Genomic DNA, 21,464 nt, shown 5'->3' with positions numbered 1-21,464 from the left:
TAGTGTCACACTCCAATATGCACAATCTCTTCCGCCAAGCTGTGCACATCAAAGCATGCAAACCTCTTTGCTGCCCTGCTTGGTCTATTGTTCGGACCTACTGCTTTTTCCATTTTGAAGTGTTGCGAACGATGTGGAGCGGTTGTGTGCAGGTCTGCTCGGCAACTACCTTACTCATGCCGTACTTGGCCGTATCAAAGCCGCTTCGCTATCTGGAGCGAGATTGGTCTTTTTGATTTCAATCGGTTATATTTGAATATGATCACTTGAAGGCGGGGTGGGGGCAGGTGAACAGTTCTATTTCTGATGAGGCGATGGCGAGGCTCCCATTCTGGGTAACACCTCCGGGGGAGACAGACGGGTTTCTGATCGTTGTCGGATTGGTTCTAGTCATGGTGCTGCTGGGTTTTGGTGCACTCTACTTCACCGTACAGGCCATTCCAGACCGCATGGCAGCAGGTGCTCATAAGGTGCAAATGCAGTTGGTCGGTGTGCTTGGGTTGATCTCTCTCTTCACCCTGAACAACGCTTTCTGGATCGCGGCCATTTTAATCGCCGCCGTGCCGTTGCATGAAATCTTTCCACTCAAGACCGAAGTAGACGTCTCGGAGAGCGACGATGCTTGAGTTAGTCTTCTCCGCACTGATCACAATCGTCCCGGACTATCTGTATCGCCGTTACAGGCAAGGCAAGCGTTGGGGGCACGAAATAACCCTGTTCAATGTCTGGTATGAATTGCGTTGGGGTTTGACCGCCTGTGCAATATTGGCTGTTACGTTGATCACGGTGATCTTCTATTTCCACCCCTCAACGCGGAATGTCTCTGCGGCGTTTCGCACAGTTACCATTCTGTCGGATCGCGTGGGTCGGGTCGCGGAAGTCTACGTTGCCAATAATGACGACGTGAATGCTGGTGAGGCCATTTTCCGACTGGACACCACACGGCAGGAGGCAGCAGCGGAAACGGCTCAGCGTCGTATCGAAGAGATTGAGGCAGCTCTGGGTCTGACCGCAACAGAAGTCGCGAGCGCCACCGCAAGGGTTGATGCGACGGAAGCTGACCTTGCTCAGGCTACGAGCGATTTGGAGCGACGTCTGGAGCTTGCGGAACGAAACAACACCGTTGTTAGCGAGCAGGAACTGGAACGTTTGCAAACAGCAGTGTCCGGCGCGGAAAGTCAGCGCGCAGCCGCAATTGCCTCTCTCGATGGTGCCAAATTGCGCCAAACTACTCTTCTCCCTGCACAGCTTGAAACTGCGCGTGCGGTTTTGAGAGAGGCTGAGACCGAGATATCAAAATCCACCGTGTTTGCCGAGGTGGGCGGTACTGTAACTCAGTTCCTCCTGAAACCGGGTGACATCGTGAACCCAATTCTACGCCCGGCCGGGATTTTGGTACCTGAAGTCACGGGGCAAGGGCGTTTTATCGCAGCTTTTGGTCAGATTTCTGCCAGCGTACTAAAGCCGGGTATGCTGGTGGAAATTACCTGCGCGTCTAAACCGTTGACCATAGTCCCGATGGTTGTGGATGACGTGCAGGGGGCGATTGCTGCGGGGCAGTTCCGACCGGGTGATGCGCTGCTGGATCAGCAGGATCGGGCGCGACCCGGTACAGTTACAGCGTTCCTAGCACCTATTTTCCCACAGCATCTTGATAACATCCCGCCCGGTAGTGCGTGCGTGGGCGTTGCGTACACGAGCCGAGCAAAGGAAATCGACGCTGGTGAGATCACAGGCCTGTCAGCCTTCATTGCAAGGATTGTGGATGGCATGGGTATAGCAAATGCAATTGTCTTGCGGGCACAGGCCATTCTGCTTCCAGTTAAGACATTGGTATTCAAATAGGCCCCCAACTGGCAGAGAGGTAGAGTTTCGCCATGGGTTGCGACGCCAGCTACATTTGCACGTTTCTATCAGTTTTCCTTTGGGACCTGATCTACCTGTCACCGATACTCGTATTCTTGTTGGTTTTGGTGTGCTTGCTGGGGATATCAATTGGTCGGATCGAAGGCTGGTCGACCGGAGCGAGCCTTTACCATGCCTTCATAAACGCAACTACGGTTGGCTACGGAGACATTAAACCGGAGAAACCCGCGAGCCGGGCTTTGGCCGTTATCAACGCGTTTGTTGGGCTTATCTTTGCGGGCATTGTCGTAGGCATAGGTGTACATGCAGTTGAGACTGCGATGGTTGCCGAGTTCTAGTTCGCTCTTTCTCACTCGTTAGTGGCTGTGCTGCGGGTCTGGACAGCGAGAGATACGCATGCAGCTTCATTTTGTGTCACACCGCTCTAACGCTTGCTATCTAGTTGTATTGTTAGGTTTTGGTGGAGCCTAGGGGAAACGCCGCCGAACGCCTAATGCACTGATAGTAAACACTATTGTAGTGTGGTGGTTAGTACTGTGTCTCACCTTAGTGTCACACCTGAACATAGGCAACTATTACCTTTGGGCTGGTGTCTTGGGCCATGTTTCCGTCTATTGCTTCTGTGGCCCACGCGCGCGCCTAAAAACGCAACATAAGGCTGAGTGTTTGGTACTGCGCACCTGTCGCTTGTCGCAATTGCCAAGCATCTATAGCCCGAGGGTTGAAGAACTTAAGCGAGCAACGCAGGCTTTTTTCACTGGATTAAACTGCGCGGCCACCCCACTATCAACTATGACGTGCAGTGTGTCGGTAGGCCTCGCTGCGGCCATATTGAAGCAAACTGTTTACAAGGTCCGATACTGTGGAAGTCGTTTTACTGCTAGTCGTCGCCTTAGTAGCTGTGCTGCTCATTGCGCGTAGCAAACGCCAGCCCGACAAAAGGAATAAGCCTACACGACAAACGACTTCGGAGTTAAAGCCGAAGCTGGGTGTGTCGAGTTCCCAGAACACAATACAGCCATCACGTTTCAATGCTGGCAGTGCAGTACCGAAACCCACCACAACCGTGTTGGTAGGTCCTGCCTATGTTGTGGACGGTGACACGATAAAAATACAGAAGAAGCAAGTGCGCTTGTTCGGCGTTGACGCGCCTGAGATTAACCACCCCTACGGCAAGAAGGCCAAGTGGGCTTTGGTATCTCTGTGCAAGGGGCAGAGAGTTAGGGCAGAGGTTACTGCCGAGGATGCCTACGGTCGTACCGTGGCAAAGTGCTACCTTGAAGATGGGCGAGACCTGTCTGCAGAAATGGTCAAGCTCGGGATGGCGATAGATTGGCCTAAGTTCTCAGGTGGCAAGTACCGCGCTCTTGAACTACCAGATGCAAGAAAGAAACTGTGGCTGGCTGACGCGCGGCAAAAGGGGCGAATGAAGGTCTGGGAACAATATGACGCCAAGCAAGCCGCACGCAATCAAAACAAGTAGAGAACCCCGACGGTGCCAATAGTATATGTACTGACTAATCCAGCTTTGGACGGCTACGTGAAGATCGGAAGGACAATCGACCTCACTCAGCGGCTCCGACAACTTGACAACACTAGCATCCCCTTGCCGTTTCGTTGTGTGTATGCGGTAGATGTTCCGAACGAAGCCGAAGCAGAAAGACTGCTCCACCAAGCCTTCGCTGATCACCGTACTCGCCCAAACCGCGAGTTTTTCAAAATTGACCCGCAGCGTGTAATTGCTGCTATGAAGTTGACAGGTGGTAAAGACGTTACGCCGAGAGACGACATTGCGGAAGACGACACTGGTATCGAGGCGTTATCGAAAGCGGTGTCAAAGAGGCGCAACTACGTTTTCGACAATGCAGGCGTGAAAGTTGGTGACGTTCTCACATACTCCGGCGACGATGGCATCACCGCTGAAGTTGTGACGCCTAAGAAGATATTGTTCGAAGGCGAACAGATGAGTGTCAGCAAAGCTGCGCTAATCCTACTGCACCGAGAAGGCTACACATGGAAGTCCGTCAACGGTTGGCAGTACTGGGGACTAGACGGTCAAACTCTTTCAGAGCGGCTCAGTACACATCTAGCGGATGCAGATGATGAGGAAGATGAGTGACCTACTGACCGGCGAGGCATTCAATCAATGCAGACGCCTTAATGTGGTTGGGAAGATGCTTTTGACTGTGCAGTGTTGACTGCATTTGCTTGCTGAGAGCGTAGCTAAGTAAAATAAAACAAATAGATACGCCAATAGACCGCACAATGTATATACACTGTACAGCATAATACTGGTTAGATGGGCTAACATATTCGGATGTTAAACAGGTGATTTGCACTGCACAGCATACTAAGCAATATACTATACTATGAACATCTAATGTATATACAGATATAGACTAGTATAATTTATTCGGATTGTATCAGCTATCCAGAGCTATGGTATGTATATACATATAATATACCAAACATGTGATGCTAAGATGATCAGCTAAGCATATACCATACCGGCACTGGTACCAGCCTCTTTAGGGCATCTTGTACGCAAAGACACCCGAAGGGTCCTACGTGTAGTGCTTGGTCTAGTGTGGGGTTTTGGTCTTGTGTCTGGCAGTGGCCAACGGAAGTAATAAATGCCGTGTCTGGACAGCGAGAGATACGCATGCAGCTTCATTTTGTGTCACACCGCTCTAACGCTTGCTATCTAGTTGTATTGTTAGATTTTGGTGGAGCCTAGGGGAGTCGAACCCCTGACCTCTTGCATGCCATGCAAGCGCTCTCCCAACTGAGCTAAGGCCCCTTCCAGGTACTGCCGAAGCAGTGGGCGGACGTTTATGAGACAGCGCAGGCGAGTGCAAGAGTAAAATTTGAAATCTCAGAAAAACTGTGCGCCGCATCGCGCGACGAAAAAGGGCGGCCACTGGCCGCCCCCTATCGGATCAGTTTTCGTCTTCCGACGATATGTCCTTGATGTCGTCCAGCGGGACATCATCATTGCTATCGTCATCATCGTCCAGCAGATCGTCATCTAGATCGACGTCGACATTGTCGTCATCATCCAGAACCAGATCCTCTTCGGATGCGTTCTCGCGCGCTTTCTTGGTTGCCGCATCTTCGGCATCGGCGGCGATCATCCGGCTTTTGCCGGTTTCAAGTTCCACGATCTCGCCCGTGTAGGGGCTGACGATCGGGTCTTTGTTCAGGTCATAAAACCGCTTACCGGTGGTCGGGCAAACGCGCTTTACACCCCATTCTTCCTTGGGCATGTCAAATCCCCTTGATATCAGGTGAGTCGTCTTAAAGATTCAGTTCACCTGCCACAGGCAGCGGGTGCTGTCAAAGCCTTTGCGCGGAAGAGGAAGGGATATGGGGGAACATGCTTTGCCGGGCAGGCCGCCAGTGCCGCTGACGCTGCGCAAATCTGCGCGGGCGCGGCGGATCAGTCTGCGAATTTCTCAGCTGGATGGCCGCGTTACCCTGACTTACCCAAATGGCGTGCCTGAGGTCGAAGCGTTGAAATTTGCACGCAGCAAGGAAGACTGGATCCGCAAACATCTGGCAGGTCAGCCCGAGATGGAGGATGTGCGCGTCGGCGGCCTGATCCCGGTTGAAGGCATTGAGCGCCGAATCGTCGCGACAACCGGTCGGCGCGTTCAGTTGGGGGCGGATACAGTGGCCGTCCCTGCAGGGGCCGAGGGGCGTCGCCTGGCTCGTTTCCTCAAGGAACTTGCGCGGGATCGTCTGAGCGAGGCCTGCGATGACTACGCTGCCATTCTGGGGCGCTCCTATGCAACAATGTCGCTGCGGGATACGCGGTCGCGGTGGGGGTCATGCAGCTCTCACGGGGGGCTGATGTTCTCATGGCGCTTGATCCTCGCCCCGCCCGAAGTTCTGCACTATGTCGCCGCGCATGAGGTGGCGCATCTGGCCGAAATGAACCACTCGCCTGCCTTCTGGGCGCAGGTGGAGCGTATATTCGGCCCGTACGATCCCCCACGTCGCTGGCTGAGGGACAACGGAGCCATGTTGCACCGGTTCCGGTTCGACGCACCGACGAGTTGACGTCCCTGCAATTTGTGATCACATGGGGACATGATTACTACACGGCCCACGGACTCGAGTATCGCAACGCATGACCGGGTCTACCGCACCCTGAGATCGCGCATCCTGCACGGAGAGATTGCCCCGGGCGAGGCGCTGACGCTACGGGGAATCGGCAAGGAGTTCGGCGTCTCGATGACGCCTGCACGTGAAGCGGTGCGCCGGTTGGCCGCAGAGGGCGCATTGTTTCTGTCGTCGTCGGGGCGCGTCTCGACGCCTGAGCTGACGAATGACCGGATCGAAGAACTGGCCGCCCTGAGGGCGCTGCTTGAAGTGGAACTGGCCAGCCGTGCCTTGCCTCGTGCGCATATTGCGCTGATCGACCGGTTGCAGAGCATCAACATGATCGTGGCCGAAATGGTGACCAAGCGCGATGCGGTGGGCTATATCCGGACGAATCTGGAATTTCACCGAACGCTTTACCTGCGCGCGCAGGCGCCTGCGATGCTGGCCATGGCCGAAACCGTGTGGCTGCAGCTTGGCCCCACCATGCGCGCGCTTTATGGCCGTTTGCGCCGCACCGAGCCTCCGCATTACCACAAGCTGATCATTGCTGCGCTGAAGGCGGGGGATGAACCGGGCCTGCGCCTCGCGGTCCGCTCGGACGTGACGCAGGGCTTGCGGTTGCTGGTCAGTTAGATCGTTTGCGTTTGATTTGAATCGAAATACGCTGCCTCTCCCTACGGTCGACCGCGCATTTCGATGATCTTGTTTCAGGTGAAACGCGAAACGCTTTAAGCGGCCAATTGCCGACTTGCTCGATCGGCGGCCGAAGGGGTCAGTCGTTCTGGTTTGCGGGTGCAGACTGCGCTACGCTAAGGCAAATCACAAACCAGAGCAGATTTCAGTCATGATCAACAGACGCAGTTTTTCACTCGGCCTCGGGGCGGCGTTTTTGGCGGCTTGCAGCGATGCGACCGCGCCTGCACGCGCGCCTGCATCCAGAATGCAGCCTGTTTCCAACGCGGGCTATGACGCCTGGGTGGCGGGTTTCAAATCCCGCGCTTCCTCGCAGGGCATATCACAATCCACGTTGAACCGCGCGTTTCAGGGGGCGGGCTATCTGCCTGGCGTGATCGAACGGGATCGCAATCAGGTTGAGTTCAAGCGCTCGCTTGAGGACTATCTGGCCATCGCCGCCTCGGATGAACGGATCAGTACCGGCAAACAGATGCTGCAACGCCATAACGGTGTTCTGTCGCAGATTGAGGCGCAATATGGCGTCGACAAAGAGGTCGTCGTGGCCGTTTGGGGTCTGGAAAGCCGCTACGGCGCGCGCCGCGGCGATGTGCCGGTGATCTCGGCAACCTCGACGCTGGCCTATGACGGGCGGCGCGGCGCGTTTTTCGAAAAGCAACTGATCGCGGCCTTGCAGATCATTCAGGCTGGCGACACTTCGTCGGCCAACATGACCGGCAGCTGGGCTGGCGCAATGGGGCATACGCAGTTCATTCCAACCTCGTACCTGGCCTATGCGGTCGATTTCACGGGCGACGGGCGGCGCGATATCTGGTCCGAGGATCCGTCGGACTCACTTGCCTCAACGGCAGCCTATCTGTCGCGAGCGGGTTGGGTGCGTGGTCAGCCCTGGGGCGGAGAGGTCGGTACCGTTTCCGGCACGCCCGTCGCGGTCTTGCAGCCGCAGGTTCCGGGGCCAAAGATCGCCGTGTTCCGCAATTTCAACGTGATCAAACGCTATAACAACTCGGACAGCTATGCGATCGGCGTGGGCCATCTGTCCGACAGAATCGCTGGCGGTGCTCCGTTCAAGGCGTCGTTCGGGCCCGATGAAACAGGGCTCACGCTGGAAGATCGAAAGGAATTGCAACGCCGCCTGACCTCGGCCGGGTTCGATACCGAAGGCGCGGACGGGGTGATTGGCAAGAAATCCGAAGCGGCTATCAGCGGCTACCAACGCGCCAATGGCTTGGCCGTAACCGGCAAGCCTTCTGTTGAACTGTTGCGCCGGCTGGGCGGCTGACGGTTTACGCCGCCAGCCCTTTTGAGCCGATATCCAGGAACTTTTGACGGCGGTCCTTGATCAGGGCCGCCGCATCCTTGCCGTCCAGTTCTTGCAGCATGGCGGCGATCGCGGCACGGACCGAATCGATTGCAGCCGGACGATCCCGATGTGCCCCGCCTTTGGGTTCGGTGATGATACGGTCGCAAACACCCAGCTTGTAAAGGTCCTGCGCGGTCAGGCGCAGCGCCTCGGCGGCCTCGCGCATTTTCTCGGAGTCTTTCCACAGGATCGAGGCGCAGCCCTCGGGCGAGATTACCGAATAGACCGAATGTTCCAGCATTGCGACGCGGTTCGCCGTTGCAAAGGCCACGGCCCCGCCAGAGCCACCTTCGCCGATGATGACCGAAACCAGAGGCACGCCGATTTTCAGGCACATCTCGGTCGACCGGGCAATCGCCTCGGACTGACCACGCTCTTCCGCGCCTTTACCGGGATAAGCCCCTGCGGTGTCGATCAGGGTCACGACCGGCAGACCAAACCGTCCGGCCATCTCCATCAGGCGGACGGCTTTGCGGTATCCTTCGGGACGGGCCATGCCGAAATTCCGTTCGATCCGCGATTTGGTGTCAGAGCCTTTCTCATGCCCGATCACCATCACCGGCTGATCGTTGAACCGGGCCAACCCGCCGATCACAGCCAGATCGTCGGCAAAGTTGCGATCGCCAGCCAACGGCGTGAACTCGGTGAACAGTTCCTTGACGTAGTCCTGGCAGTGGGGCCGTTCGGGGTGACGCGCGACCTGACATTTCCGCCAGGGGGTCAGATCGGCATACAGCTCATCCAGCAGCTTGGCAGCTTTGGCGTCCAGAGCCGAGGCCTCTTCGGCCACATCCATCTCTTCATTGGCGCGGGCCAGGGCGCGCAGCTCTTCTGCTTTGCCTTCGATCTCGGCCAGCGGTTTTTCGAAATCCAGATACTGGGTCATGACGCCTCTCAACGCGGAAGTTCCCTGCTATATGACGCGTGGTCGCTTGGGATGCAACTCAGCAAGATTTGTGAGAGCCGATTATGCGAACACGAATGGGCAGAGAGAAGGAAGGGATGCCACATGGCAACCAGTTACGAGGACCGCATCCTACGGGTGCTGACCTATGTCCACGATCACCCCGATGGGGATCTGTCGCTGGATGCGCTGGCCGATGTCGCCGCGATGTCGCGGTTTCATTGGCATCGCGTATTCCGCGCCTTGACAGGTGAGACCTGTGCCCAAGCGGTGCGTCGGATCAGGCTGCACCGTGCGGCGGTCCAACTGGTCCGGTCAGACAGCTCGGTTTCGCAGGTTGCGCATTCCGTTGGCTACCCCAACCCGAACTCTTTCATCCGGACCTTTACCGAGGCCTATGGCAGCAGCCCTGCCGCTTTCCGCAAAGCCGGTCAGTTTCTGCCAGCCCATCCAAACTTCAAAACCGGAGGATATCCGATGCATCCCGTGACCACCCGTACCGAACCCGCCCGCCGGGTGATCGCTCTGCCGCACAAAGGCGCGTATTCCGAGATTGGCAAAAGCTTTGAGGCGTTCGGTGCTTTGTGCGAATCTCGTCAGCTTTGGCCGCAGGTTGGCCCTGTGGTTGGTATTTACTTTGACAGCCCGGATGAGGTGCCAGAGGATCAGTTGCGCAGCTATGCCGGGGCCGAATTCCGTGGGGAGGGCACCCCCGATGGCATGGAGGACGTGCAGATCGCCGGGGGAAAGACGGCGGTGTTAACTTACAAGGGGCCCTATTCCGGCCTAGAGGCCGCTTATCACAGTCTGTTTGGGAATTGGCTGCCCGAGTCAGGAGAAGAGCCAGCAGATCAACCCTGCTATGAGATTTACCTCAACGATCCGCGCGACACTGCGCCCGAGGATTTGCTAACCGAGATCTGCCTGCCGCTGAAGTGATCAGCTTGGCCATAATACCGGATAGAGCGAGGCCACAAGCAGCGCCGCCATTGTCCAGTTGAACACCACCAACCGGCGCGGATTCGTCAGGACCCGCGCCATTTGCTGCCCCAGGACCGTCCAGGTGCTGACCGAGGGCAAGTTGACTGCACCAAATACCAGCGCAACAACGATGACGACATCCAGGGTTTGACCCGGCGCATAGGCTGTTGTTGCGGTCAGTGCCATGGCCCAGGCCTTTGGGTTGACCCATTGAAAGGCGGCGGCCTGTAGAAAGCTCATCGGGGTACCCACGTCAGCGCCTTTCTCGGCCGGTGCGGCATGCGCGATCTTCCACGCCAGATACAACAGATACGCGACCGAGGCCGCCTTCAGCACCCTGTAGCTGACCGGGTATTGGTTGAACACCTGCACCAGACCCGCGCCCACCAGCAGCACCATGAAGGTGAAGCCAAGCCCGATACCCAACATATGCGGAATCGTACGCCGAAAGCCGAAATTGGCGCCAGATGCCATCAGCATCAGGTTGTTCGGTCCCGGCGTAATGGACGAGACGAAGGCAAAGGCGATCAGGGCCAAAAGGATATCGTAGGTCATGCGGGGGATATTTACCGCAAATGGCACAAATGAAATTGCGTTATTGTGCGTAGATGACCTAATCTGGCAACTAATGACGAAGATGGATCGTATAAACCGCGAAATATTGCGTGAACTCTCATCGGATGGGCGCATCAGCAATCTTGAGCTTGCGGATCGTGTCGGGCTATCCCCCTCGGCCTGTTTGCGCCGCGTGCAAGAGTTGGAGAAGGTCGGAGTCATTACCGGTTACCGCGCTGTTCTCGATCCGGCTGCGCTAGGGAAAGGGTTTGTTGCGTATATCGGCGTCGGTTTGGGCGAGCATACAAAGGCTGCTCAGGAAGGCTTTGAACGGGCCTTGCAGCGCGCGCCCGAGGTGGTGGAATGCCACAACATCACCGGCACGATCGAATATCTGTTGCGCGTAGAATGTGCGGACCTTCCTTCGTACAAGATTTTTCACACGGATGTGCTGGGAACATTGCCTCATGTCACTTCAATCACGTCTTACGTGGTCATGGGGTCGCCCAAGGATTTGCGGGCGTGAAGGCGGTTCTGCGTCCGATTTGACAGGAATTTGACTTCATTTCCTCAAAATGCTTCGGTGCAGCTTGACTGATATCAATTGGGGGAGGCGACATGTATTCGCGACTGGCATTAATCTCGATGCTTGCGGTCAGCGCAGGTGCGGCAAGTCTCGCAGCGGAAACTGCAGAGCTTGCACCAGTCCAGACCGACATAAAGCCGGGCTTGAACGTGGTCTACGCAGAAGCGCCGAAAAAGATCAAAAGTCTGGAACAGGCTCAGGAATGGATCGACACGATTGGCGTGCTTGCCGACCCGGTGCCCGCATTTGATTTTCGCGATACTGAAGACGGTGACCCGGTCATGACTGCCTCGCAGCCTTACAATGTCGCGGCGGAAATCAACGGGCTGATCAGGATTGACGAGCCTGGCATGTACCAGTTCGAGGTATACTCAAACGATGGTGCGGAAACCAAGCTGGGTGGCCAGACCATCGGATACTACGACGGGACTCAGCCCTGCGAAGGCAACGGTGTTACCGAAGTCGAAATCCCCGAGGCGGGTTGGTACGAGCTTACCACTTTGTATTTCCAGAAGGGCGGAAGCTCTTGCCTGATGATGAAGTGGGGCAAGGACGGTCAGGACCTCGAATGGGTACCCAACGATATTTTCGGACATAACTGAAGCAAACCAAGGCACCGTTTTGGTGCCTTGATCTGATTTGGCTCAACCGTTTGCTGCGATCAGTTCGGACTGGGCGACAATGACTTCGGCCTGTTTGATCGACGCAATATCCACCAGACGGCCTTTGTAAACGGTGGCTCCTTCGCCATTGGCTTTGGCCTGTTCCATCGCCGCTAGGATTTCGCGGGCCTCGGAAACCGCTTCGTCCGACGGGGTAAAGACCTGATTGGCCAGTGCGATCTGTTTGGGGTGGATAGCCCATTTGCCGACCATACCCAAAGTGGCCGAGCGTTTGGCCTGTGCGATATAGCCCTCATCGTCGCTGAAATCGCCAAACGGCCCATCGACCGGCAGAACGCCATGGGTGCGGCAAGCGGCGACGATCGCCGCTTGTGCCCAATGCCACGGGTCTGACCAGTGCTTTTCACCTTCGCGCAGCATGTAGTAGTTTTCCTGCGTGCCGCCGATCCCGGTGGTCTGCATGCCCATGGAGGCCGCGAAGTCTGCAGCACCCAGGCTCATCGCCTGCATTCGGGGCGAAGACGCGGCGATTTCTTCGACATGGGCAATGCCAGCCGCGGATTCGATGATCACTTCGAACGAGATCGGCTTGCTCCGACCCTTGGCGCGCTCGATCGCGGTGACCAGAGCGTCGACGGCGTAGACATCAGCTGCGCAGCCGACCTTGGGGATCATGATCTGGTCGAGGCGGTCTCCGGCCTGTTCCAGAACGTCCACCACATCGCGGTACCAATAGGGCGTATCCAGCCCGTTGATCCGCACGGACATGTATTTGTTGCCCCAATCGACGGTGTTCAGCGCCTCGATGACATTGGCGCGGGCGAAGTCCTTGTCAGAGGGTGCGACCGAATCCTCAAGGTCCAGATTGATCACATCCGCAGCAGAGGCCGCCATCTTGGGGAACAGTTTTGTGTTCGACCCGGGGCCGAACAACTGACAACGGTTTGGCCGCGCCGGAGCGGCGGGTTGGATGCGGAAACTCATCTGGACCTCGCAAGAGTAATGAAGTTACGTTTTTGTTCGCGTTCGAGATATTAAATTACGCGATGTGGTGCAAGGGTCATTGTGCAGATGCGGCAATGCGGTTGCAGCATTTGTTGTGCAAGCTGCATTTCACGGGTGCTCAAAGACTAATCAGTTTAAAAACTTCGAAGAATGCTGCGGTATGAGGTGAAAATGCGCAAGAAAATCTTGGCGAAGGGGTGCGCGTGGTGGAAATTCGCGAAACGCTTGTTCAAGCTGTTCTCTAGCGTGAGGTGGAATCAAAGGAGTGCAACGCAATGATCGAGACACCGTATCTGTTGTTTTTGGGCGATGCGCCCGACCAGTTGGCTGCCAAAGTTGCCATCGGCATCCGTGACTGGCGTCCGGAAAACGCTGTGGGTCAGTACCGCATGGAGGGCTGCAAGGCCGATCTGGGTATGACCGACATGACCCTGACCGAGGCCAAAGAGGCTGGCGCGAAAACGCTGGTGATTGGCGTTGCAAACCGCGGCGGCGTGATCAGTCAGGCCTGGAAAACCGTTCTGATCGAGGCGTTGCAAATGGGCTATGACATTGCGTCGGGCCTGCACAACCTGCTGCGCGATGAAGGCGATCTGGTTGCAGCCGCCCAGACCCACGGCTGTACCCTGCACGATGTGCGCGTACCGACCGTTGGCTACCCGATTGCGAACGGCAAAAAGCGCAGCGGCAAGCGTTGTCTGGCTGTCGGCACCGATTGCTCGGCGGGCAAGATGTATACGGCAATGTCGATGGATGCCGAGATGCGCAAACGCGGCATGAAGTCGACCTTCCGCGCCACGGGTCAGACCGGTATTCTGATCACCGGCCAAGGCGTTCCTCTTGATGCGGTTGTTGCGGATTTCATGGCAGGCGCTGTTGAATACCTGACACCCGAAAATGATGAGGATCACTGGGATCACATTGAAGGGCAGGGGTCTTTGTTCCACGTGTCCTATTCGGGCGTCACGATGGCGCTGGTCCATGGCGGTCAGCCCGATGCGTTGATCCTGTGCCATGAGCCGACCCGGACCCATATGCGCGGCCTGCCCGAGTATTCGCTGCCGACTCTGCAGCAGCTGCGCGACACAGCTCTGCCACTGGCGCGGGTTGGTAATCCGGCCTGTCAGGTCGTCGGCATCTCGGTCAACACCCAGCACCTGAGCGAGGATGAAGCCACGGCTTATCTGGCCAAGGTCGAGGAAGAGATGGGCCTGCCCACCACCGACCCTTACCGCTTTGGTGCGGGAAAACTGGTGGATGCTCTGTCCGCTCTGTGATCAAAGAAACCCGCCGAAGGATCGCCTCCGGCGGGCGTATTTTTGAAAAGATGAAGGAGCGGGCGCGTGCAGGTAGAGGTCTCTCGGGATGTGTTTCGGCTGGCGCAGGTGTTTACCATCTCGCGCGGGTCGAGGACCGAAGCAAAGGTTCTGACGGCTCGAGTTTCGGACGGAACTCATCAGGGCTGGGGCGAATGCGTGCCTTATGCGCGTTATGATGAGACGCTCGAGTCGGTCGAGGCTGAAATCGCGGCGCTGCCTGCCGAGTTTACACGGCAATCACTGATGGACCTGCTGCCCGCCGGGGCCGCGCGGAACGCCATTGACTGCGCGCTTTGGGATTTGGAGTGCAAGCGTGCAGGCAAACGCGCTTGGGACCTGGCCGGTCTGCCGCTTCCGGGGCCTGAAATCACCGCCTATACCCTGTCTTTGGCCACGCCCGAGGCGATGCAGAAGCAGGCGGCGGAAAATGCGCATCGACCGTTGTTGAAGATCAAACTGGGCACCCCGGACGACATGCCCCGGCTTGAGGCCGTGCGCGCGGGTGCGCCGAACTCCAAGATCATCGTTGATGCAAATGAAGGCTGGTCGGCCGAGGTTTACGCGGATCTGGCACCGCATCTGGTGCGGCTGGGCGTAGAGCTGGTTGAACAACCGCTGCCAGCGGGCGAGGATGAGGCGCTGATCGGCATGGAACGTCCGGTGCCTGTTTGCGCAGATGAATCCTGCCATGACCGGACCAGCTTGCCCAAATTGAAGGGCAAATATGATGTGGTGAACATCAAGCTCGACAAAACCGGCGGTCTGACCGAGGCTTTGCTGCTACGTGAGGCGGCGTTGGCTGAAGGCTACAAAGTCATGGTCGGGTGCATGGTTGGCAGCTCTCTGGCCATGGCGCCTGCGACACTGCTGGCGCAGGGTGCGATGGTGACAGACCTTGACGGCCCGCTTCTGTTGGCCGAAGACCGCGCCAAACCGCTGATTTTTGACGACGCCGGAGTGCATCCGCCCAGTGCGGCGCTTTGGGGGTGACGAACGCCTGGAAAACGATCCAGTGGATCGTTTTCAGTGAGGAACGGGCGAAGCCCCGAGACAAAAAGGAAATGACATGACCCGCACCGTTTACGTGAATGGCGAATACCTGCCCGAAACAGAGGCCAAGGTATCTATCTTTGATCGTGGTTTCCTGATGGCAGATGCCGTCTATGAGGTGACCAGTGTTCTGGATGGCAAGCTGATCGACTTCGAAGGCCACGCGGTGCGCCTGAAACGCTCGTTGGACGAGCTGCAGATGGCCGAGCCCTGCACCAAGGACGAGCTGCTGGAGATTCACCGCAAGCTGGTCGAGTTGAACGGGATTGTCGAAGGTTTGGTCTATCTGCAGGTCTCACGCGGCAGCGATGGGGATCGGGATTTTGTGTTCCCCTCCGCTGACACCAAGCCCACACTTGTTTTGTTCACGCAGAACAAGCCGGGATTGGCGGATAGCCCGGCGGCGCAAAAGGGCGCCAAGATCATCTCGATCGAGGATATCCGCTGGGGGCGCCGCGACATCAAGACCGTGCAACTGCTTTACCCGTCGATGGGCAAGATGATGGCCAAGGCCGCCGGGTGTGATGACGCGTGGATGATCGAAGACGGTCATGTCACCGAAGGCACCAGCAACAACGCCTATTTCGTGAAAGACGGCAAGATTGTCACTCGCCCGTTGTCTAACGATATCCTGCACGGCATCACCCGCAAGGCTGTTCTGCGCATGGCTGCCGAGGCGCAGATGGAGGTCGAGGAACGCTTGTTCACCATCGACGAGGCGAAAGAAGCGGATGAGGCCTTTACCACTTCGGCCAGCGCCTTTGTCATGCCGGTGGTCGAGATTGATGGCGTGGCGTTGGGCGATGGCACCCCCGGCCCAATCGCCAAACGCCTGCGCGAGATCTATTTGGACGAAAGTCGCAAGGCCGCGATCTAAAGCGTCACGGGTTTAACCCGAAACGCTATAGAGCGATATGCGTTGCTTGATGTCTCAGGATTTTCGCCGAACGCTATAGACACGCCAGATCAGGGTTGTTTGGGCATCGCTCTGTAAAACAGTATTTTTGCTGGCCACAAGTCGGGCCAGCAAAACCGTTCAAGCGCTCTAGTTGCTTTGGGTTCCGACCCGGTCCACGATCTTCGCGCATTCCCGGCGGCTTTGTCGCGCGCATGATGCGTTCAGACGTGCGATTACATTCGCAATTGCGGACGGGTAGAGGATCGACGTCTCGGAAACGATCGTTTCGAACAGGGCCTGATACTGGCGGTGATTGTTTACGCTGTAGTAGAAAGCGCGCGGAAGATAGGCCCGCAATTCATCCTGAAGGTCCTTGTTGCCTTGGAATTGATCGGGCAGTTCGCGACCGGCCAGAGGGAAATCCTGAGGCTCTTCCCCCGGCGTCACATCGAAATGCAGATAGGCGTTTTCGACATAGCGCGGCAGGAGCTGGCCGAAGCTTGGGTTCTCGCGGCGGCAGGTGACCGTCTGGGCCAGACCGCCGAATTTGTAGAACTCTTCCTTTTCCCATTCGGAATCGCGATAGGCGATGACCGTGAAGTCCAGCGAAACCGGGCCGCCCACAGATTCCGTGCCGGTTCCGATTTCGGCGTCCAAGGTGCCGATATATTCCGTACCTGCTTCGTTCAGCGTAACATCGCCCAGGCCAAAGACCTCAATCGCCTTGAGCGACCAGCTGGGGCTGTTGGCTGCCCATTCGGATGGCCTGGCCTCATATTCGGCCTTGGGGGCCTTGATGTCGGGCAGGGCGCTGCGCACAAGGCCGCAGCCTGTTGACACTTCAGACGCGTAGCCGTCGTGGATGATCAGGCGGGGATGAATGCGGTCCTTGACCTGAGTGGTGTAGCCGCGTGCCTCCAACTGGTCGAACCCCTCCCGTGTATGTACGATGCGCAGTTCTGACTGAGGATTGAACAGAACCAGCTTGTCATCAACCGCCTCTTCGATCTGGAACGAGAACCCGATTCCGACCTGAGCTTCTGAGGTGCAGGCCAGATCCCGGCACCCGGTGTAGGATTGGTGGGTCACCACATCGGTTGTGTCGCGGTCGCCAAAGGCACCGGTCGACAATTCATCCTCCAGCACCACGACACGTATTCCGTGATGTGTTGTGCCGGTCAGATACCCGGCTCGCCCCGGCGCAGGTTCCAGATTGTAGACAATCGTCATGCCGGGCAAAAAGGTGGCGACCCTGTTGGCCTCTTTTTCGGCGCCGGAGTAGCTTTTCCTGCCTCTGGAGTCATTGTTGCCGATATTGGACAGCGCAAAAGTCCCGCCCACGACCCAACGTCCGCCCTCTGGGATGCCGTTTAGGGTGGTTTGGGCAAAGCCGGTTGAGGCCAAGCAGGTCAGAGCGAAGGCGTAGACGGTGTTCTTCATCATCGAAAATCTCATTTCTATCTGAAATTCTGCGCCATTTCATCCAATGAGGCGCCAAAGGTAGATGCGAAAACGTCCAGAGCGGCCTGATCAATGTCCGTGGGTTGTGCGTGCATCGTCTCGGCCAGGGTTTGGAGGCTCAGAAGTGTGTCGAACCCCTGGTCTGGATAGTGAATCCTGAGTTCAAGGTAGATCCCGTTAAGTTCCGTCACGAAGGCCGAAAACTCGCTCTGGCAGATATCTGGGTCGATACTGCGCAAGCTGTGTGCGCAATCGGTGGACATGAAGGCTTGTGTGAACCGCGTTGTCAGAGTGGACAGTTGGTCATTGCGAAACGTATTCAACGCATCGCGTTTCGATGCCACTTCGATCCGGTTGTCCACCATGGCGATCAGAAACTGAGCGAAGAACACGATCACAAGGCCTGAAAGTACGGCTTTGAAGGTGATCTCTACCATGCTTTGAACAAGCGACTCTTTCTTTCCGGTCCAGAACGACATGTCCGTCCCCTTTGCCATGGCAGGGTTTTCATCTCGCAGCCGCGTTGCGTGGCGTGCGACGATTGAGGCGCTGATTTAACAGAGCTGGTATCTTGGATTGCAGGCGGCGGCCGGGGATGCCGAGACAGCCGTCAAAGCAATGGCACTTGCAAAAATCACGGCAAGACACGTGCAGAAATTCCACGTCATTTCAGGCTCCACAACACATAAAATAATGGTGCGAACCTACCGAAAAACGCATGATCTGTCAATTTTGGCAGGATTTTAAGCGGTGCGTGGTCCGCGCATCGCTTTCCCGTCAAACCTGGATATGCCCGCCTTGCATAGCGGCTAGACCGAAACTGTCATTGTTGGCCGCGCGATCCCCTCCTATCTGCACGCTGTATCCAGAAGGAACACATTGTTTGCCAGGGAATACGCCTCGGTCTGAAAGGAAAGAAAATGGCACATACAGAAACACTCGTACCCTCGGCGTTCAATTTCGGCGCACGCGTTACCGCACTTGTTGAACGCGTCAAGTTGGCATGGGCGCGGGACGCCGAATATCAGCGGACCTTTTCCGAACTGCAACGGCTCAGCAATCGCGAGCTGGATGATATCGGAGTTCGCCGGTGCGATATCGCCGATATCGCGCACAAGCACGCTTACTGCGCCTGAACACCCGCACCACTCATACGCGAAGAGACGCCTTTCGGGGCGTCTCTTTTGCGGTTGGCGCAGGGTGTATCCACGCGCCACTTGCAACGCAGGCCACAAAGCTGTAGAGCGCCCCGGTGGCATTGTGTCCACGAGAATCAAAATCAAGAAATGCCGTGTTTGGCCCATCACGCTTCGGGGGTCATATCCGGCTAAGGAGAAGCGAAATGAAACTGAACGAATTGCGCGATAACCCAGGCGCCACCCCGAAACGGACACGCGTTGGCCGTGGTCCGGGTTCCGGCAAAGGTAAAATGGGTGGCCGTGGTATCAAAGGTCAGAAATCCCGTTCGGGTGTGGCCATCAACGGCTACGAAGGTGGCCAGATGCCGCTGTACCAGCGCCTGCCCAAGCGTGGCTTCAACAAGCCGAACCGCAAGGAATTCGCCGTTATCAACCTGGGCCTGATCCAGAAATTCGTTGACGCCGGCAAGCTGGACGCGTCGGCTGCGATTACCGAGGACGCACTGATTGCTTCGGGTCTGGTTCGTCGTAAGCTGGACGGTATCCGCGTTCTGGCCAAAGGCGAGGTTAGCGCCAAGCTGAACCTGGAAGTGACGGGTGCTTCGAAGGCTGCTGTTGAAGCAGTTGAAAAAGCGGGCGGCTCACTGACGGTCACAAAAGCTGCTGCGGCAGAGTAAGCGCTTGTGAGCGGGCGAAGACCCGCTTACATAGAGCACTAAGTTTTCCCAGACGCCGCCCGAGCCGGAAAACGGTTCTGGGCGGTGTTTTCATAAGAGAGACCGATTTATGGTATCAGCAGCAGAACAAATGGCAGCCAACACAAGCTGGTCTGCCCTTGGCAAAGCCACCGATCTGCGCAACCGCATCCTGTTCACGCTGGGTTTGTTGATCGTTTATCGCCTGGGCACCTTCATTCCGGTGCCGGGGATCGACGGAGCAGCTCTGCGTGAGTTCATGGAGCAGGCGGGGCAAGGCATCGGCGGCATGGTTTCGATGTTCACCGGCGGGGCGCTGGGTCGAATGGGTATCTTTGCCCTCGGCATCATGCCCTATATCTCGGCCTCAATCATTGTGCAGCTGCTGACTTCCATGGTCCCCGCGCTCGAGCAACTCAAGAAAGAGGGCGAGCAGGGGCGCAAGAAGATCAACCAGTATACCCGTTTCGGTACTGTGGCGCTGGCCACCGTGCAGGCTTATGGTCTGGCTGTTTCGCTGGAATCGGGTGATCTGGCGACCGATCCGGGCCTGTTCTTCCGTATGTCGACCATGATTACTCTGGTCGGTGGTACCATGTTCCTGATGTGGCTGGGTGAACAGATCACCGCACGCGGCATCGGCAACGGCATCTCTCTGATCATCTTCGTCGGCATCATTGCCGAGGTTCCGGCTGCTCTGGCGCAGTTTTTCGCTTCGGGTCGTTCGGGCGCAATCAGCCCTGCCGTGATCGTTGGTGTGATTTTGATGGTCATCGCTGTGATCACCTTCGTGGTGTTCATGGAGCGGGCCTTGCGCAAGATCCACATTCAGTACCCGCGCCGTCAGGCCGGTATGAAAGTGTATGAAGGCGGTTCGAGCCACTTGCCGGTCAAGGTCAACCCGTCGGGCGTTATTCCTGCGATCTTTGCCAGTTCGCTTTTGTTGCTGCCGGTGACGATCTCGACCTTCTCGTCGGGTGCGGCCAACGGTCCGATCATGTCCTGGCTGCTGGCGAACTTTGGCCCCGGACAGCCGCTTTACCTGCTGTTCTTCGCGTCGATGATCGTGTTCTTCGCGTATTTCTATACGTTCAACGTGGCGTTCAAACCCGATGACGTTGCCGATAACCTGAAAAAGCAGAACGGTTTCGTACCTGGCATTCGCCCCGGCAAGAAAACCGCCGAATATCTGGAATATGTGGTCAACCGCGTTCTGGTTCTGGGCTCTGCCTATCTGGCGCTGGTTTGTCTGCTGCCCGAAATTGTTCGGAACCAGTTTGCCATCCCGTTCTACTTCGGCGGCACTTCGGTTCTGATCATCGTATCTGTGACCATGGACACGATCCAACAGGTTCAGAGTCACCTGCTTGCGCACCAATATGAAGGGCTTATCGAAAAGTCCCAACTGCGCGGCAAAGGTAAGAAACGCGGCAGAAAGGGAGCTGCTCGTCGATGAATATTATTCTGCTTGGCCCTCCGGGCGCTGGAAAAGGCACGCAAGCCGGACACCTTGTTGAAACACGCGGCATGGTACAGCTGAGTACCGGTGACATGCTGCGAGAAGCCAAGACCTCGGGCACCGAGATGGGCCTGAAGGTTGCGGCGATCATGGATGCTGGCAAGCTGGTCACTGATGAGATCGTGATTGGCCTGATCCGCGAAAAGCTGGATCAGGGCGCAGAGGGCGGTTTCATATTCGACGGTTTCCCACGCACGTTGGCGCAGGCCGATGCTTTGGGTGAGTTGCTGGCCGAAAAGGGCGAGACACTGGATTGTGTGATCGAGTTGCAGGTTGACGATGAGACGCTGGTCCAGCGTATCGTCAATCGCGCCGAGGAGGCGCGTGCTGCCGGTCAGCCCGCCCGGGCAGATGACAACGAAGACAGCGTGCGCATCCGCCTGATGGAGTACTACAAAAAGACTGCTCCGCTGATCGGTTATTACCACGCCAAAGGCAATCTGCAGCCTGTCGACGGTTTGGCGGAAATCGCGGATGTAACATCGGCGATCAAGGCAATTCTCGGCTGATTTCAGGTAGGGGCTTGACGGCCCCTCCAAAAGCCCATATCGACCCCCATCCCTAATGGGAATCAAGTATGCGTGAGGGATTCGTCCCCTGCGCCCCGACCACCTCAAATAATACTGGACCCTCTGGCGTCACTGCCACGGTCAGGTGTTGTGAAAAAAGGTTCCGGAGTTACGGAACCGCAACAAAAAGG

At 56.9% G+C, this 21,464-nt stretch carries 24 protein-coding genes and 1 tRNA gene; 18 read left to right on the top strand and 7 right to left on the bottom strand.

The features are described from left to right. The first annotated feature begins 287 nt into the window (after positions 1 to 287). The 5 genes from AC2FD8_RS13995 (at position 288) to AC2FD8_RS13975 (ending at position 3,985) form a co-directional block, all read left to right on the top strand. Entirely contained in the window at positions 288 to 626 is a 339-nt protein-coding gene (locus tag AC2FD8_RS13995; protein WP_449318608.1) for a hypothetical protein, read from the top strand. Then, the gene (locus AC2FD8_RS13990; RefSeq protein WP_496856936.1) at positions 619 to 1,845 is read left to right on the top strand and encodes an HlyD family secretion protein; all 1,227 of its coding nucleotides are present in this window, start codon (positions 619 to 621) and stop codon (positions 1,843 to 1,845) included. Before AC2FD8_RS13995 ends, AC2FD8_RS13990 begins: the two co-directional genes overlap by 8 nt. Positions 1,846 to 1,877: 32 nt before the next feature. After that, the gene (locus AC2FD8_RS13985; RefSeq protein WP_496856938.1) at positions 1,878 to 2,204 is read left to right on the top strand and encodes an ion channel; all 327 of its coding nucleotides are present in this window, start codon (positions 1,878 to 1,880) and stop codon (positions 2,202 to 2,204) included. Positions 2,205 to 2,728: 524 nt separating this feature from the next. Then, positions 2,729 to 3,349, top strand: a complete 621-nt coding sequence (locus AC2FD8_RS13980) for a thermonuclease family protein (RefSeq protein ID WP_496856940.1) — start codon at positions 2,729 to 2,731, stop codon at positions 3,347 to 3,349. 12 nt (positions 3,350 to 3,361) lie between these two features. Continuing rightward, positions 3,362 to 3,985: a GIY-YIG nuclease family protein gene (locus tag AC2FD8_RS13975; protein WP_496856946.1), complete on the top strand. Its 624-nt coding sequence runs from the start codon at positions 3,362 to 3,364 to the stop codon at positions 3,983 to 3,985. 605 nt (positions 3,986 to 4,590) lie between these two features. Here the strand turns inward: AC2FD8_RS13975 and AC2FD8_RS13970 are convergent. Together AC2FD8_RS13970 and AC2FD8_RS13965 are read right to left on the bottom strand one after the other, a co-directional pair. After that, positions 4,591 to 4,666 (bottom strand) — tRNA-Ala (locus AC2FD8_RS13970). A gap of 139 nt (positions 4,667 to 4,805) precedes the next feature. Next, positions 4,806 to 5,132: a TIGR02300 family protein gene (locus AC2FD8_RS13965; protein WP_496856948.1), complete on the bottom strand. Its 327-nt coding sequence runs from the start codon at positions 5,130 to 5,132 to the stop codon at positions 4,806 to 4,808. 100 nt (positions 5,133 to 5,232) lie between these two features. On the opposite strand from AC2FD8_RS13965, the gene AC2FD8_RS13960 reads away from it, so the two are divergent. From AC2FD8_RS13960 to AC2FD8_RS13950, 3 genes are all read left to right on the top strand, one after another. Further along, complete coding sequence (locus AC2FD8_RS13960) at positions 5,233 to 5,928, top strand: M48 family metallopeptidase (RefSeq protein ID WP_496856950.1); 696 nt, start codon at positions 5,233 to 5,235, stop codon at positions 5,926 to 5,928. Between the two features lie 30 nt (positions 5,929 to 5,958). Beyond that, on the top strand, positions 5,959 to 6,606 hold the full coding sequence (locus AC2FD8_RS13955; protein ID WP_496856952.1) for a GntR family transcriptional regulator: 648 nt from the start codon (positions 5,959 to 5,961) through the stop codon (positions 6,604 to 6,606). Between the two features lie 211 nt (positions 6,607 to 6,817). Then, entirely contained in the window at positions 6,818 to 7,948 is a 1,131-nt protein-coding gene (locus AC2FD8_RS13950) for a lytic murein transglycosylase (protein ID WP_496856954.1), read from the top strand. A gap of 4 nt (positions 7,949 to 7,952) precedes the next feature. Here the strand turns inward: AC2FD8_RS13950 and AC2FD8_RS13945 are convergent, their stop codons facing one another. Further along, positions 7,953 to 8,915, bottom strand: a complete 963-nt coding sequence (locus AC2FD8_RS13945; protein ID WP_496856956.1) for an acetyl-CoA carboxylase carboxyltransferase subunit alpha — start codon at positions 8,913 to 8,915, stop codon at positions 7,953 to 7,955. 123 nt (positions 8,916 to 9,038) lie between these two features. Here AC2FD8_RS13945 and AC2FD8_RS13940 point away from each other — a divergent pair, with 123 nt between their 5' ends. Then, the gene (locus tag AC2FD8_RS13940; protein WP_496856958.1) at positions 9,039 to 9,872 is read left to right on the top strand and encodes an AraC family transcriptional regulator; all 834 of its coding nucleotides are present in this window, start codon (positions 9,039 to 9,041) and stop codon (positions 9,870 to 9,872) included. Here the strand turns inward: AC2FD8_RS13940 and AC2FD8_RS13935 are convergent, their stop codons facing one another. Then, positions 9,873 to 10,469, bottom strand: a complete 597-nt coding sequence (locus tag AC2FD8_RS13935; protein ID WP_496856960.1) for a LysE family translocator — start codon at positions 10,467 to 10,469, stop codon at positions 9,873 to 9,875. It lies immediately after the preceding gene. 73 nt (positions 10,470 to 10,542) lie between these two features. Between AC2FD8_RS13935 and AC2FD8_RS13930 the strand changes: the two genes are divergently transcribed. Together AC2FD8_RS13930 and AC2FD8_RS13925 are read left to right on the top strand one after the other, a co-directional pair. Beyond that, entirely contained in the window at positions 10,543 to 10,995 is a 453-nt protein-coding gene (locus AC2FD8_RS13930) for an Lrp/AsnC family transcriptional regulator (RefSeq protein ID WP_496856962.1), read from the top strand. 92 nt (positions 10,996 to 11,087) lie between these two features. Next, a complete protein-coding gene (locus AC2FD8_RS13925) occupies positions 11,088 to 11,657 on the top strand; it encodes a PA14 domain-containing protein (protein WP_496856964.1) in 570 nt (189 codons plus the stop codon). Between the two features lie 42 nt (positions 11,658 to 11,699). Here the strand turns inward: AC2FD8_RS13925 and AC2FD8_RS13920 are convergent, their stop codons facing one another. Continuing rightward, positions 11,700 to 12,662, bottom strand: coding sequence for an L-malyl-CoA/beta-methylmalyl-CoA lyase (locus tag AC2FD8_RS13920; protein WP_496856966.1), 963 nt, complete (start codon positions 12,660 to 12,662; stop codon positions 11,700 to 11,702). Positions 12,663 to 12,958: 296 nt separating this feature from the next. Here AC2FD8_RS13920 and dgcN point away from each other — a divergent pair, with 296 nt between their 5' ends. The 3 genes from dgcN (at position 12,959) to AC2FD8_RS13905 (ending at position 15,929) form a co-directional block, all read left to right on the top strand. Then, positions 12,959 to 13,960, top strand: coding sequence for an N-acetyltransferase DgcN (dgcN, locus tag AC2FD8_RS13915; RefSeq protein WP_496856968.1), 1,002 nt, complete (start codon positions 12,959 to 12,961; stop codon positions 13,958 to 13,960). 66 nt (positions 13,961 to 14,026) lie between these two features. Further along, positions 14,027 to 14,992: an N-acetyl-D-Glu racemase DgcA gene (dgcA, locus tag AC2FD8_RS13910; RefSeq protein WP_496856970.1), complete on the top strand. Its 966-nt coding sequence runs from the start codon at positions 14,027 to 14,029 to the stop codon at positions 14,990 to 14,992. Between the two features lie 76 nt (positions 14,993 to 15,068). Then, positions 15,069 to 15,929 (top strand): D-amino-acid transaminase, encoded by an 861-nt coding sequence (locus AC2FD8_RS13905; protein ID WP_496856972.1) that lies wholly within the window; start codon positions 15,069 to 15,071, stop codon positions 15,927 to 15,929. A gap of 168 nt (positions 15,930 to 16,097) precedes the next feature. Here AC2FD8_RS13905 and AC2FD8_RS13900 read toward each other — a convergent pair whose 3' ends face one another. Both AC2FD8_RS13900 and AC2FD8_RS13895 read right to left on the bottom strand, forming a co-directional pair. Beyond that, the gene (locus AC2FD8_RS13900; protein WP_496856974.1) at positions 16,098 to 17,393 is read right to left on the bottom strand and encodes a hypothetical protein; all 1,296 of its coding nucleotides are present in this window, start codon (positions 17,391 to 17,393) and stop codon (positions 16,098 to 16,100) included. Positions 17,394 to 17,407: 14 nt separating this feature from the next. Next, positions 17,408 to 17,890 carry a hypothetical protein gene (locus AC2FD8_RS13895; protein ID WP_496856976.1) on the bottom strand — a complete coding sequence of 161 codons (483 nt, stop codon included), beginning with the start codon at positions 17,888 to 17,890 and terminating at the stop codon, positions 17,408 to 17,410. 441 nt (positions 17,891 to 18,331) lie between these two features. Between AC2FD8_RS13895 and AC2FD8_RS13890 the strand changes: the two genes are divergently transcribed. The 4 genes from AC2FD8_RS13890 to AC2FD8_RS13875 all read left to right on the top strand — a co-directional run bounded on the left by AC2FD8_RS13890 (position 18,332) and on the right by AC2FD8_RS13875 (position 21,273). Then, positions 18,332 to 18,547, top strand: a complete 216-nt coding sequence (locus AC2FD8_RS13890) for a DUF1127 domain-containing protein (protein WP_496856978.1) — start codon at positions 18,332 to 18,334, stop codon at positions 18,545 to 18,547. Between the two features lie 206 nt (positions 18,548 to 18,753). Further along, a complete protein-coding gene (gene rplO / locus AC2FD8_RS13885) occupies positions 18,754 to 19,227 on the top strand; it encodes a 50S ribosomal protein L15 (RefSeq protein ID WP_496856980.1) in 474 nt (157 codons plus the stop codon). Positions 19,228 to 19,336: 109 nt separating this feature from the next. Then, positions 19,337 to 20,701: a preprotein translocase subunit SecY gene (gene secY, locus AC2FD8_RS13880; RefSeq protein ID WP_496856982.1), complete on the top strand. Its 1,365-nt coding sequence runs from the start codon at positions 19,337 to 19,339 to the stop codon at positions 20,699 to 20,701. Beyond that, positions 20,698 to 21,273 (top strand): adenylate kinase, encoded by a 576-nt coding sequence (locus AC2FD8_RS13875; protein ID WP_496856984.1) that lies wholly within the window; start codon positions 20,698 to 20,700, stop codon positions 21,271 to 21,273. The genes secY and AC2FD8_RS13875 overlap by 4 nt, the downstream gene beginning before the upstream one ends. The last annotated feature ends 191 nt before the right edge of the window (positions 21,274 to 21,464 follow it).

The organism is Ruegeria sp. YTSC192 (assembly GCF_059609705.1).
Note: the sequence above shows the minus strand (reverse complement) of the source record. Positions and strands in the feature narration are given on the sequence as shown.